We start from the raw sequence: 13,188 nt of genomic DNA, 5'->3' as shown, positions 1-13,188 counted from the left end.
ATGATTAACACCTTGCTTATCTGCGGCGGTGGCGGCAGCGAGCACGACGTATCCCTCAGAACTGCTGATTTTATCGAGGACAAGTTGTCAGCGGCAGAGGACATCGCCCTATTGCGGGTGGAAATGGATAGCAGTGGCTGCCTTACCGACAGCCAGGGCCGGGTTTACCATATCTTTTACGATCGCAAAATTCGCGATGAAGAAGGTAACTCCTGGGATGTGGACTACGTAATTCCTGCAATTCACGGCTACCCGGGAGAGACCGGCGATTTGCAGTCGCAACTGGATATGTTCGGCATCCCCTATTTCGGCTCTGCACCTGAGCCCAGCAAAATCTGCTTTAACAAAATTAAAACCAAGATGTGGCTCAGCGCTCTGGGTATTGAAAACACACCTTACGAGTTTTTGCACAGCACTGAAGTCGAGGAGCTACAAAAAGCTCACGATGCCCTGGAGAACTGGGGCGAGGTGTTTGTTAAAGCCTCCAATCAGGGATCTTCCGTAGGTTGCTTTAAGGTCCGTGACAAAGAGGGCTTAGAGGCCGCAATCGAGGACGCCTTTAAACTCTCCCCTTATGTGCTGATAGAAAAAGCATTGAAAGCCAGAGAGCTGGAAGTTGCGGTTTACCACTACGATGATGATGTGATCGCAACCCGCCCGGGAGAAGTACGCGCCCCAACGGATACTTTTTACACTTATAAGGAAAAGTATGCCGAGGGCAGCCGCGCGGTCACCTTTATCGAAGCTGCTGATCTTCACGAAGAACAGCTTCAATGGATAGCCGAAGTATCCCTGCGCACTTTTAAAGCCCTAAAGCTGAAGGATTTGTCCCGCATAGACTTTTTCCTGACAGAGACCGGCGAACTCTACCTCAATGAGGTCAATACTTTTCCCGGTATGACACCTAACTCCATGTTCCCCAAAATGATGGAAAACCACGGGCACAATTTCACCGAATACCTAGCCGGCCTGATCCGCTCTGCAGTATCTTCACCTAACGACAAGACATAATTAAAAGGGCCTGTTGGCCCCTTTTCTTTTTTGCTCATTTTGATCCGACGGGCTAGTGCAACAACCACCCCTGTTGACGTCGCCGTGAAAACTGGCCACGCAGAAACTCCATCTGATCGCCGCGAATCCGCTCACTGTTAATCAGGGCAAGGTATTCAGCTGCATTGGGGCAGAAGGGCAAGGCCAACAACTCCATGTCGATATTTTCCAATAATTGATTGCCCTTATGCTGGTTACAGCGCCTGCAGGCCGCAACCACATTTTCCCAAGAATCAACTCCGCCTTTGGAAACAGGAATAACATGGTCCCGTGTCAAATCCACACTTTTAAAGAAATTACCGCAATAAAGACAAGTATGGGAATCGCGAAAAAACAGTGCTCGATTTGTTAGAGGTGGGCGCCGGCGCGGACGGGCCATACGTGCACCGCCACAGGCGATAATAGCGGCCAGATCAAGGCTGGAACGATCGCCATCGCGATTAAAGCCTCCTCTCACCCGCTGGACAACACCTCCCAGCGACCATGTAACCAGCTCCCGCACGTACAGACAGGATGCCTCTTGCCAACTCAGCCATTCCAGCGGTTGTCCCGCCAGGTTTAAACGCAATATTCTCGCGTGCATAACCTCGCCTCCCCACAGTCGAATAGAACAAGGCAGCCCCGGAACTGTTTCCGTGTAATCACAACGGTTTTTATAAAGAAGAAAAAAGAAGTTTTGGAGTGACAGATCGAAGGGACTGGATGACGATGACAGAAGCTGGCGCGATTCGCAGCATTAGAAAAAACTGCCACCTTCGAAAGTAAAAGCTTGCTCCCAGACAAGATGGAGGAGTCTGAAAGCTTTTTTACCAACGAAAATACAGATGCCCACAGGCGTAGTTTTGCCTTGGGTAATACGGGCACTTCTGCTGGTAGATTACTGAATGCGCCACCCTCCGCCGGCCCATGGGTAATTTGGCCGGCCTATCAACATTAAAGCGGATAACTATTACAAATTCCAGACAGCGACATGCCGCTGATGGAATAACAGCAAATTACAAAAGAAAGGTGTAAATTGTGGAAAGCGTTGCAGGCAGCAACAGGCAGGTTAAAGCAGAATGTAAAACACCGCCCAGGCAATCCGGCCCGGGCGGTGCGTCTCACAGGATGGTGCCCATATCCCTAGGGCGAGCGGCGCAATCCATTTATCCATTGCCGCAGTAGTGCAGTCCCTTTCGCGTCCTTGCAAGTTAATTATGGACATCAAGGGAGAAAAAAGTAGGGGAAATCTGCTGAATTTTGTGTAAGAGATATCTCACAAACTGAGTTACCTGTTACAAAAGGGAGGGAAGACAGGAAATTAATCCCGTGTTAACTATAGGGGTAAATAGATAAGCGCGGCAACTATAAACATCTTTATTTCAAGTTCAATCGATACCATGAAGAAAACGTTGAAATATACGCTAATATTTTTTATCGCCCTCGGCGCGGTGCTTTCTACCGCCTTAGCCACCTTTAAATCCAGCGTCAGCGTGCCTTGGCGCCAACTGGTCGGTGGTGTCAAAACAACAGAAAAAGAAGTGACAGGCCGGCTGACCGCAGCAGATGGATACTCGGTCCAGTTATTTGCAGGGGATGTTCCCGGCGCACGCTGGCTCACAGTGACCCGCAATGGAGACATCATCGTCTCTCAGCCTAAACATGGCAAAGTTTCACTTTTATTACAAGATAAAGACGGCGACGGCCGCAGTGACGGGCAAAAGACCCTAATTGATAATCTTCAACGGCCCCACGGATTATTGCTACACGACGGCTGGTTATATATTGCCGAAAGTGACGCAGTTGGACGGGTTCCCTTTGATCATTCCGATGGGCGACTCGCTGGGCGCTACCAGAGAATTATTGAAAATCTTGAGGACGATGGACACTGGACAAAAACTATTGATATGAGTCCCGATGGATGGCTTTTTCTCAGCAGTGGTTCCAGCTGCAACGTTTGTATTGAAAAGGATCCTCGCCGCGCAACCATCATGAGAATGAAACCAAACGGAGATAATTTTGAAATATACGCCACCGGCCTGCGTAATAGTGTGGGGTTCGATTGGTCTCCAAAAGATGGCGGACTTTACGCAACAGATAATGGCCGCGATTGGCTCGGCGACAACCTGCCGCCAGATGAGCTCAACCTGATTCGCAAAGACCAATTCTACGGATGGCCCTACGCCTACGGTGACCGGGTTCCCGATCCGGATCTTGGGGTGGATGCAAGCCCTGAAATCCAGCAAAAGACTGCTGACTCAATTCCTCCTGTGTACGAATTTCGCGCTCACAACGCGCCACTCGGGATTAAATTTTTGCGCAGTGTGGAACAGCCTAAGGATTATCGCCATGCAGCGCTGGTCGCCCTGCACGGCTCGTGGAATCGCAGCGTGAAAGATGGCTATAAAGTTGTCTCCCTACACTGGAGTGACGACGGGGAAATTCAACAGAGGGATTTCCTGTGGGGATTTCTCAGTAATGACCGCCAAACGGTTTACGGCCGCCCTGTCGCCATCGCCGAGGATAAACTGGGCAATATCTATATTTCCGATGACTACGCCGGTGCAGTTTATCGTGTGAGCCAAGGGGCCTCTCGCCAAGCTGTATTGACAACACAGCAGCCACAACTGCAAAAAACATCCACGGCCAACGCGCTTTCAATAGATGCCGAGGTGGTTCAACTGGGCGCGCAGCTCTATCGGTCTAACGATTGTGCCCACTGCCATCAGGCCCAGTTTCCCCTGCGCAACCTGTCCGCTAAATACACAGCGCAGACTCTGGCTGACTACTTCGATGCCCCAACACCACCAATGCCTAACTACAACTTTACGGCGGTGCAGAAAAAAGCCCTGGCGCACTATCTTTTATCTCGGGAGTCGAGCCTCTAGGAATTGCACGCCTAAACAACACTGAGAAGAGGCCCCCGGATGAGGGGGCCATGGAATTGACCCCCGCAGCGCCAGCCGCTAAGGTTGCCCCGCAATTAAGAGGCGATGCTATGGCGGCAAAGAAAAAAACAGCAACTTTTGAAGAGAGTCTCGAGGCGTTGGAACAGCTGGTTGAGCGACTCGAAGGCGGAGATCTCCCATTGGAGGAGGCTCTCGCTGATTTCGAAAAGGGAGTGAAACTCACCCGGGAGTGCCAACAGAAGCTCGCCAAAGCCGAGCAGAAAGTGAAGCTGTTAATTGAAGAGAGCGGCAATATCCGCGAGCTCCCCTTTGATGCCGACGACAACTCCGGGGACCCAGTTTAAGTGAGTTCCGCAAACCTGCCAGAGGAGCTGAAAGCCTTTCTACAGGCCTCCTCCACACGCGTCGAAAGCAGAATCCAGCAGGCGCTCAACACCCCGATCGACGGCTCAGAAAAGCTGTTCGAAGCAATGCGCTATGCCGCACTGGGCCCCGGCAAACGCCTGCGCCCCGCTCTCGTCTACGCTTGTGCCCAGGTTTTTCGGGGTGTCGATTTTGACCTGGCCTATTGCGATAGCACAGCGGCGGCCCTGGAGTGCATTCACGCCTACTCCCTGGTCCACGACGACCTGCCGGCAATGGATGACGACGACCTTCGTCGAGGTCGCCCCACCTGTCATATCGCCTATGACGAAGCCACAGCCATTCTCGCCGGCGACGCACTGCAAACCCAGGCTTTCGAGTTGCTTCTCGCAGAACCGCTCGCGCCTCAATTGCAGTTACAGCTAATGCGTGAGCTCGCCACTGCGGCGGGGGCCCGAGGTATGGTCGCCGGCCAGGCTATCGACCTGGACTCCGTTGACCAAACCCTGACCCTGGATCAGCTGGAGCCCATGCACCGCCTGAAGACCGGGGCTCTGATTTGTGCCAGCGCACGTATGGGCGCACTGCTGGGGGGGGCCAGCGAGAGGGAGCTGGAGGTTATTACCCGCTACGCCCAAGCTATTGGCCTGGCATTCCAGGTTCAGGACGATATTCTCGATATCACTGCTGAAACCGCGGTTCTGGGCAAAACCCAGGGCGCCGATGCCCTGCGCAACAAACCCACTTATGTCTCTCTGCTCGGCGTCGACGGCGCCCGGGACAAGCTGACAAAACTGCACGCCCAGGCCTCCCAGGCACTGCAAAGTCTCGATGGCGATACCCTGCTACTGCAGCAGCTCGCAGACTATATCGTGCAGCGCGGACACTAAGTCACAGCCTTGCCTGTGGGGTTTGGGATGCAATATGCCCGCCACGGGCATACAATCCCCCTCAATATCACCATCTGTTGCAACTGATACATTTGATGCTCGAAGAAATTCCACGCACACGCCCGCAGACACCGCTACTCGACTCGATCGACGACCCGGCGCAGCTGCGCGCCCTCGATGAACGCCAATTGCCGGAACTCGCCAGCCAATTGCGTGAGTACCTGCTGTATTGTGTCGGCCAGACCGGCGGGCACTTTGGTGCCGGTCTCGGTGTGGTGGAACTGACCATCGCCCTGCATTACATATTCAATACCCCGGAGGACCGGCTGGTTTGGGATGTGGGCCACCAGACCTACCCCCATAAAATCCTCACCGGTCGCCGCGAACAGATGCTGTCCATGCGCCAGCAAGGGGGCCTGTCCGGCTTCCCCAAACGCAGTGAGAGCCCCTACGATACCTTTGGTGTTGGTCACTCCAGCACTTCGATCAGCGCCGCCCTGGGTATGGCCCTGGGCTCCCCTGACGATCGCAAGGTAGTGGCGGTGATTGGCGATGGCGCCATGACGGCGGGAATGGCTTTCGAAGCCCTGAACCACGCCTCACATACCGGCAAGGACATGTTGGTTGTTCTCAATGACAACAGTATGTCTATCTCAAAGAATGTCGGCGGCCTGGCTACCTATTTCGCCAAAATCCTGGCCAGTAAAACCTACCTGAACATGCGCGAGGGCAGCCGTAAGATACTGTCTGCCATCCCCAAAGCCTGGCAATTGGCTCGACGTACTGAAGAGCACGTCAAAGGTATGATCACGCCGGGCACCCTGTTCGAAGAACTGGGTTTTAACTACGTGGGTCCCCTGGATGGCCACAACATGCACGACCTGGTGCACACCCTGCGCAACTTGCGCAGCCAGCCGGGCCCGCAACTCCTGCATATTGCCACCACCAAGGGCAAAGGCTTCGGCCCTGCTGAAGAGGATCCGGTGGGCTACCACGCGCTGAACAAGCTGGAGCCGGAAGCCAAGGTGCAAGTAGCCGTACCCGGCAAGAAGAAACTGCCCAAGTTCCAGGATATTTTTGGCCAGTGGCTGTGCGATGCCGCAGAACAGGACGAGCGCCTGGTCGCTATTACCCCGGCCATGTGCGAGGGTTCCGGTATGGTGGAGTTCTCCAAGCGCTTCCCGGACCGCTTCCACGACGTAGCCATTGCCGAACAGCACGCCGTCACTCTCGCTGCGGGCCTCGCCTGTGAAGACCAGAAGCCGGTAGTTGCTATTTATTCGACATTTTTACAGCGCGGCTACGACCAAATGGTGCACGATGTGGCAATCCAAAACCTGGATGTCACTTTCGCCATCGACCGCGCCGGCCTGGTTGGGGAAGACGGCCCCACGCACGCGGGTAGTTTTGACCTCACATTTATGCGCTGCCTGCCCTACCTGGCTATCGCCGCGCCCAGTGACGAAAACGAATGCCGCCAGCTGCTCTATACCGCCTACAAACACAGCGGCCCCACTGCTGTGCGCTATCCACGCGGAACTGGTATGGGTACCGCCATCAACAAGGAAATGACAGAGCTACCGATCGGCAAGGGGCGCCTGTTGCGCCAGGGCAGTGGTGTAGCCATCCTCAGCTTCGGAACCTTACTCGGCCCCGTTATGGCCGCTGCAGAGCAGCTGGGGGCCTCCGTAGCCGATATGCGCTGGGTAAAACCCCTGGACGAGACACTGATCGATGAACTTGCCGAGAGTCACCAACTCTTAGTTACCATCGAAGAGAACACTATTGCTGGTGGCGCTGGCAGTGCCGTACTCGAATACCTCAATAGCACTGCGCGGTCGGTACCGGTGCTGCAACTGGGGCTTCCAGATCAAATAATTGAGCACGGCAAGCACAAAGACCTGCTGGCGGCCATCGGCCTCAATGCCTCTGGTATTGAGGAACAAATTCGCAGGCGCTTGCAACTGATCAATCACCAGGAGTTTGGCAGTCGCACAGCGGCAGCCAACTGACCCAGCCCACCTTTGGCAGCCAGCTAATGCGGCTGGCTGCTCTTCGAATGCCCGGCAATAAATTGCCGGCAGTGGTAACAAACCACCCATAGACTAAATCCGGCCACTATTTGAGCCACACGTTTTCACTTGAGGGGATTATGTCGTTTATCAGAAAAGCCCTATTTACATCCCTGGGACTTGTTGTGAGCCTCAATGCCTCGGCGATGGACCAGGACACCTTCCGAAAAGCTTACAAGTCTCTTCCGGAGAACAGTGCCTCAGAGCGACTCACCGCCCTGCAGGATTTGCGCTATCGCTGGATTATGGAGAGTTACCCCAGCCAGGCAACCTACGAGGGCTATCCTGGGCAAAATCATCGCTGGGTAGATGACTCCCTCAAGGCAGTGGAACTCAGGCAGAAGCAGACACGAATCCTTTTGGGGGCTGCACGTAATATCGATCAAAGTGATCTGCCTGCCGAGCAGCAATTGGATTACCAACTGCTCTACCAAGACTTGTTGGGAGAAGTGAAAGGCTTCCAGTTTCCAGAGCACTTGCAACCAATTACCCATATGAGCGGTATCCAGCGCAATGTGCCAGCTGTTATCAACAGCATGCCCAAGAGCACTGCAACCGATTACGAGACAATAATCAGCCGCTTGGAAAGGTTGCCAATCCTGATTGAACAAACCCAGGGATTGATGCGCCGGGGTCTGCGCAAAGGAGTCACACCACCACAAATTACCCTGCGCGACCTGCCGCGTCAGATACGCGCACTGGTACCTGCCGCGCCGGAGCACAGCCCGCTGCTGACAGCTTTTAGCCAAATGCCCGAGTCCATTCCTGCGGCCAAACGGAAAAGCCTGCAGCAACGCGCCTATGCCATTTACAGCAAACAACTGGTACCGGCCTGGCAGGGTATGGCTGAATTTGTTGAGCGAAAATATATTCCCGAGGCCCAGGTGGATACAGCTTTAACCAGCCGCCCTGACGGTCTGCGCTGGTACGCCCATAAAGTAGAAGAGAGTACCACCACCGACCTTAGCCCCGAAGAGATCCACCGCATTGGGCTTGCGGAAGTGAAGCGAATTCGCGGGGAGATGGATAAAATCATCCAGAAGACGGGCTTCCAGGGAGGCTTCAAAGCATTCACCGAGTTTCTACGTACCGACCCGCGCTTTTACCACACCAGCCGGGAAGGCTTATTGCGGGACTACCGCGATATCGCCAAGCGTATTGATGCAGAGCTGCCCGCCCTATTTGGCACCTTGCCGCGCCTGCCCTATGGGGTGAAACCAATTCCCGGTTACTCAGAACAGGCCCAAACTACTGCCTACTACCAACCGGGCTCCAATGAGGCTGGACGTGCAGGTATTTTCTTTGCCAATACCTACAACCTGCCCAGCCGCCCGAAATGGGAAATGGAGGCTCTCACAGTGCACGAGGCAATGCCAGGTCACCACCTGCAAATCGCCCTGGCACAAGAGCAAACTGATATTCACCCGCTGCGCCGTATGGCCCTCTACACCGCATTTGTGGAGGGTTGGGGCCTTTACTCAGAAAGTCTCGGTTACGACCTGGGCCTTTATAAAAACCCCTACAGCGAGTTCGGTGCACTCACTTACGACATGTGGCGTGCAGTGCGTTTGGTAGTGGATACTGGTATGCACCAGCTGGGCTGGAGTCGCGAGGAAGCGATCGAGTACTTTATGGAAAACAGCGCCAAACCACTCCACGATGTGACCGTCGAGATCGACCGCTATCTGGTTTGGCCGGGCCAAGCCCTGGCCTACAAACTGGGGCAGCTCAAAATTAAAGAGCTGCGTGCGGAAGCGGAGAAAACCCTGGACAGCAATTTTGATATTCGTAGTTTCCATGACGCTCTGTTGGGATCTGGAGCACTGCCACTGAATATTCTTGAAGAGCGTATGGACAACTGGCTGGAAAGCCAGGCCTCTGTATCTGCCCATATCGATGCGCAACAGATCGAAAAGCCCGCTACCAGTTAATCCAGACCTGTCGGCTTCTACTTCCTTTTTGCAATAGATTTCAAACCTTTTGCAAAAAGGAAGTTTCGATAAAACAACCCTAGTTACCCCATTACCACTCAACATCAATTCCAAAATAAATTGAGCGAGGTTCTCCGGGGAAATACCGGCTGCCACTAAAGCTGCTGTAATCGGCACGCTCAGCATAAGCTCTGTCAGTAATATTCAATAATCGTGTCGAAAATCCATATTGATCCCACTGCCAGGCCAATCGAAAGTTGAGCAAGTCATGCCCCGGATAGCGGTGAGCATTTTGAGGATCGGTAAAATAACTGCCCTGATGTAACCACTCCAGTTCCGCCGATATAAGAGAGCCGGGCGACCACTGCAGGCGATAGCTACCAAAAGTTCTTGGTGCGGAATCTACAAAATTCCCATCCAGTTCTACGCCCTCTAACTCCCGTTGATCGTCATAGCGATGTTCAGCATAGCTGGTACTACCCTCAAAGCGCAGACTTTCAGAAAACTCATAATTAACCGCTAATTCCAGTCCCCAGTGCCGGGTCTTTCCATTGGACTGGTTAAAGTAATCAGCATCGCGAAAAATTACATTTTCCTTTTCCATTGCATAGGCCACCCACTCAAATGATAGGGAATCACCCAGCTTCCTCAGTCCTATTTCAAAGCTATTGAGCTCTTCAGCGTCCAATTCTGCAACTGTTTGCTCCCTCTGTAAGCGATATAATTCTGTCGCCTGGGGTACCCGATATCCCTGAGCGAGTTGGGTAAATAGTTGAAATTCACTATCTAACTGTAACAGAGCACCCAGCTTGGGGGATATATTGCTAAATCTATCTTTTCGGTCACTCGGTCGGCTAAACCGGCAACCGCCGAAGTCACAAGCTATTCCATTTGCGTCGGTACGACCGGAGAGCATGTTATTGTCGTAATTGTAACGTGCAGACTCAAACCTCACTCCGCCAGTAATTTCTAATTTATCACTAACCTGCCAGTTTACCGATGCGTAAGGAGCGAGATTCCAAGCCGTCACTTCGTAATCATAGTGCTTCCCCACTGGAATCGTCGCCTGAAGAAATTCAGATCCCTCGGTAGTACTCTCTTGCACCTCCAAGAGATATCCCTCGCTTAATTCCGTATCAATACCCGAAACCAGATTCAGTTTTTTATCCAGCTCCAGATAATAACTAGTTCTAATTCCAATACTTTCCTGACCATTTTCTTCCAAAGGCTGGCCCGGTAAATAATGTTGCAGAAAACGCATTTTGGTTTTTCGAAAATACGGCGACAACTGGATTTGGCTATCACGGTTAATAGGTATATCGATCAGGGAATACATCCTGATAGCATAGGCATCCCGAAATGCCTCTGGGTTGGGGTTTGTACGGCTCAATCGAGGATCTCGATAAGCGCCCTCTCCCTCAACGTAACCCGCAGTTTCCTGGTTCAGGTTTGTAGCTACCAAACGGGTTCGAACCCTGCTATCTCCGATGTGGCTAACATACTGAACACTGGCTTTTTGCTGGTCCACACCGGAGTGATCTCTATAGCCACTATCGGTTGTCAGATACAAATCCGTACTTATTCCATCACCTTCATTATTAAAACGATGATTCGCCGACACACCCACTCGGTAATAATCGTGAGGCCCCGTCTCAACATTGAGTAATCCACCCTCATCCTCAACAGGGTCACGGCTAATAACATTGATCAATCCATGCAGGGCATTTGATCCATATAGCGTACCAGCAGGCCCTCTTATGACTTCGATATGACGTGCTGTCTCACTAAAAGATTCAAATAACTCATTGATATTGCAAAAGCCATTTGCTCGCAGTGGAATGCCATCCTCTGCTGTCAGAACTCCCCCACAAGCTCCCGCACCCGTCAGTACTGGGGAGCGCAAGGCGGGCAGATATTCCTGCCCATTTCCTCGAGCCAGATTTACTCCGGGCACACTCGCCAAGCTTTGTTGGATATGGGCGTTTCCCGCTTTCTTGAGTACATCATTATCGACAACAGAAATACTCTCTACCCGCTCCGCAATGCCCTGAGCATACCTGCCCGCTGTAACAACCAGGGCCTCTATCTTTGTCTCATTACCATACGAAAAGTCAGAGGGGAAACATAACCAGACAAACACAAAAAATAATGAGGCTCCTTTCATTCCATGGATCATTTTCAACTTGGCCAAACTCCTTATAACTGATTTTATTTTTATCATCGGATACTTCCCTTCAAACCTGATTATATCGGAAATTACAGCGGCTAAAGAAAAGTGTGGTCTGCCGCTTAGTCTGCCCCAAGCCTCATTAAAAGCGTTTCCTCCATTCTCAGCTATATCTTTTCTATTGACCGCCCAATATGTTTATCAACAAGAAAGCGTCACAAGCGGTACAAAAGTTGAAATCCTCAAAGCTATTTTTAAAGGAATATCATGGCCTGGTTCTACTTAATACTCGCCGGACTATGCGAAATTGGTTGGGTGCTGGGACTGAAAATTTCACAGGGAAGTAACACCCGCCTTCTGGGTGTGGTTATGGCTGTGGTATTTATTGGGGTCAGTGGATTTCTTCTGTGGCTGGCGCAGCGGGAGATACCTATTGGTACTTCCTATGCGGTCTGGACAGGAATTGGTGCCGCCGGAGCCTTTGCGGTAGGGGTGCTGTTCTTTGGAGACTCCACCAGCCTTGGACGCTACCTGGGAGTTTTGCTCATTATCTTAGGCGTTGTCACGTTAAAACTCTCTCATTAATTGAGCAGCACCCGGGGAAATTCCCGGGCGCCAGTTCTATTAATCCTCTGAATATTTGTGTTTACGCGCCTGGTTTTGTACAGATCGATACATCTGGGATAGCGCTCTCTCCCCTGCCCGTTTCTGCGCGAGAGTTTGACCGTTACGGCTTAGTTCCTGTTGCAGTTTTTGCCAATTGCGCAAGCGCCGATCATCCAGCGAACCGCCCATTATTGCCTCTTGTACCGCACAGCCTGGCTCCGACTGGTGCTGGCAGTCAGAGAAGCGACACTCTCTGGACAAGGCCTCAATATCAGAAAAAGTCTCCGCCACGCCATCTTCAACATGCACCAACCCCAGCTCCCGCATTCCAGGGCTATCGAGTAACAGCGCTCCCCAACTCAGGGAGTGAAGAGAGCGTTTCCGTGTAGTGTGACGCCCTTTACTATCGGCTTCGCGAATGGTCCCAGTCTCAGCCAGGGATTCGCCAGACAGCGCATTTAGCAAAGTGGATTTACCCACTCCAGAAGAACCTAACAGCGCGATAGTTTCCCCAGGTAAGCACCATTGGCGCAGCTGTGCCACGCTTTCTCGATCCAGGCTATTTACCATTGCAACAGGTAATTCGCCGAATGGGCGCAAAGCCTGAAGAAAAGGGGCAATGTCTTCACACAGATCGGCCTTAGTCAGTATCAGGTGTGGGCTGCAACCGGACTCCCGAGCCAGAGCCAAATAGCGCTCAATACGTGAGAGGTTAAAGTCATCATTCAGGGACGAAACAATAAAAACACTATCGACATTGGCGGCGATCATCTGCACCTGATGCCCCCCAGGTGCCATGCGCTCAAACTGGCTGCTGCGGCTCAACAAACGCACGAAATATCCACTGCTCTTCTCTAACAACAGCCAATCCCCCACCGCGGGCAAATTAGCCACAAGACTCCCGGTTAGCGGAAGGGACACAGCCCCCTGCTCGCCGGCCAATTCCAGGCGACTGCGGTGTACAGCCATAATCCGCAGCGGCAAACACTGTTCGAGTTCTTCAAGCGTCAGCTGCTGTTGGAAAAAAGGCTTCCAGCCGAGCTTTTGTAGCGGAGAAGCTTCCCGCTCAATTTTGATAGATGCGGATTTAGTGCCGAATCTATTAACAGACCGGCGGGTAAAGTTAGATTTACTCAAGATTGAAACCCTCTGGGCGCAATAAAGCACCAAGCGACCGCAGATACGCGGCCAACAGAGCTTTCCCAGGGAAAGCCCGACGTC

Annotated in this window: 11 protein-coding genes; 8 read left to right on the top strand and 3 right to left on the bottom strand. The window is 52.5% G+C overall.

Annotated features, from left to right (window positions below; all coding sequences use genetic code 11):
* Complete coding sequence (locus ACJJI6_RS20035; protein ID WP_475711868.1) at nucleotides 1-1,011, top strand: D-alanine--D-alanine ligase; 1,011 nt, start codon at nucleotides 1-3, stop codon at nucleotides 1,009-1,011.
* Between the two features lie 52 nt (nucleotides 1,012-1,063).
* Here ACJJI6_RS20035 and ACJJI6_RS20030 read toward each other — a convergent pair whose 3' ends face one another.
* On the bottom strand, nucleotides 1,064-1,633 hold the full coding sequence (locus ACJJI6_RS20030) for an HNH endonuclease (protein ID WP_475711867.1): 570 nt from the start codon (nucleotides 1,631-1,633) through the stop codon (nucleotides 1,064-1,066).
* Nucleotides 1,634-2,429: 796 nt separating this feature from the next.
* On the opposite strand from ACJJI6_RS20030, the gene ACJJI6_RS20025 reads away from it, so the two are divergent.
* From ACJJI6_RS20025 to ACJJI6_RS20005, 5 genes are all read left to right on the top strand, one after another.
* Nucleotides 2,430-3,917: a PQQ-dependent sugar dehydrogenase gene (locus ACJJI6_RS20025; RefSeq protein ID WP_475711866.1), complete on the top strand. Its 1,488-nt coding sequence runs from the start codon at nucleotides 2,430-2,432 to the stop codon at nucleotides 3,915-3,917.
* Nucleotides 3,918-3,967: 50 nt separating this feature from the next.
* Nucleotides 3,968-4,282: an exodeoxyribonuclease VII small subunit gene (locus ACJJI6_RS20020; RefSeq protein WP_413663362.1), complete on the top strand. Its 315-nt coding sequence runs from the start codon at nucleotides 3,968-3,970 to the stop codon at nucleotides 4,280-4,282.
* A 15-nt stretch (nucleotides 4,283-4,297) separates the two neighbouring features.
* Complete coding sequence (locus ACJJI6_RS20015; protein WP_444942577.1) at nucleotides 4,298-5,191, top strand: polyprenyl synthetase family protein; 894 nt, start codon at nucleotides 4,298-4,300, stop codon at nucleotides 5,189-5,191.
* Between the two features lie 95 nt (nucleotides 5,192-5,286).
* Nucleotides 5,287-7,203, top strand: coding sequence for a 1-deoxy-D-xylulose-5-phosphate synthase (gene dxs, locus ACJJI6_RS20010; protein ID WP_475711865.1), 1,917 nt, complete (start codon nucleotides 5,287-5,289; stop codon nucleotides 7,201-7,203).
* A gap of 140 nt (nucleotides 7,204-7,343) precedes the next feature.
* On the top strand, nucleotides 7,344-9,194 hold the full coding sequence (locus ACJJI6_RS20005) for a DUF885 domain-containing protein (RefSeq protein WP_475711864.1): 1,851 nt from the start codon (nucleotides 7,344-7,346) through the stop codon (nucleotides 9,192-9,194).
* Between the two features lie 91 nt (nucleotides 9,195-9,285).
* Here the strand turns inward: ACJJI6_RS20005 and ACJJI6_RS20000 are convergent, their stop codons facing one another.
* On the bottom strand, nucleotides 9,286-11,334 hold the full coding sequence (locus tag ACJJI6_RS20000) for a TonB-dependent receptor (protein WP_475711863.1): 2,049 nt from the start codon (nucleotides 11,332-11,334) through the stop codon (nucleotides 9,286-9,288).
* Between the two features lie 43 nt (nucleotides 11,335-11,377).
* On the opposite strand from ACJJI6_RS20000, the gene ACJJI6_RS19995 reads away from it, so the two are divergent.
* Nucleotides 11,378-11,647, top strand: coding sequence for a hypothetical protein (locus tag ACJJI6_RS19995; RefSeq protein WP_475711862.1), 270 nt, complete (start codon nucleotides 11,378-11,380; stop codon nucleotides 11,645-11,647).
* Nucleotides 11,629-11,946 (top strand): DMT family transporter, encoded by a 318-nt coding sequence (locus ACJJI6_RS19990; protein ID WP_108734565.1) that lies wholly within the window; start codon nucleotides 11,629-11,631, stop codon nucleotides 11,944-11,946. Before ACJJI6_RS19995 ends, ACJJI6_RS19990 begins: the two co-directional genes overlap by 19 nt.
* Before the next feature lie 39 nt (nucleotides 11,947-11,985).
* Here the strand turns inward: ACJJI6_RS19990 and rsgA are convergent, their stop codons facing one another.
* Complete coding sequence (gene rsgA, locus ACJJI6_RS19985; RefSeq protein ID WP_475711861.1) at nucleotides 11,986-13,104, bottom strand: ribosome small subunit-dependent GTPase A; 1,119 nt, start codon at nucleotides 13,102-13,104, stop codon at nucleotides 11,986-11,988.
* Between the last annotated feature and the right edge of the window lie 84 nt (nucleotides 13,105-13,188).

This window comes from Microbulbifer maximicatervae (SeqCode) (assembly GCF_056232625.1).
Note: the sequence above shows the minus strand (reverse complement) of the source record. Positions and strands in the feature narration are given on the sequence as shown.

Excerpts from the sequence above, each read along its gene's own strand:
- ACJJI6_RS20035 (WP_475711868.1), top strand. The coding sequence starts at position 1 with ATGATTAACACCTTGCTTATCTGCGGCGGTGGCGGCAGCGAGCACGAC.
- ACJJI6_RS20030 (WP_475711867.1), bottom strand. The coding sequence starts at position 1,633 with ATGCACGCGAGAATATTGCGTTTAAACCTGGCGGGACAACCGCTGGAA.
- ACJJI6_RS20025 (WP_475711866.1), top strand. The coding sequence starts at position 2,430 with ATGAAGAAAACGTTGAAATATACGCTAATATTTTTTATCGCCCTCGGC.
- ACJJI6_RS20020 (WP_413663362.1), top strand. The coding sequence starts at position 3,968 with ATGGAATTGACCCCCGCAGCGCCAGCCGCTAAGGTTGCCCCGCAATTA.
- dxs (WP_475711865.1), top strand. The coding sequence starts at position 5,287 with ATGCTCGAAGAAATTCCACGCACACGCCCGCAGACACCGCTACTCGAC.
- ACJJI6_RS20005 (WP_475711864.1), top strand. The coding sequence starts at position 7,344 with ATGTCGTTTATCAGAAAAGCCCTATTTACATCCCTGGGACTTGTTGTG.
- ACJJI6_RS19990 (WP_108734565.1), top strand. The coding sequence starts at position 11,629 with ATGGCCTGGTTCTACTTAATACTCGCCGGACTATGCGAAATTGGTTGG.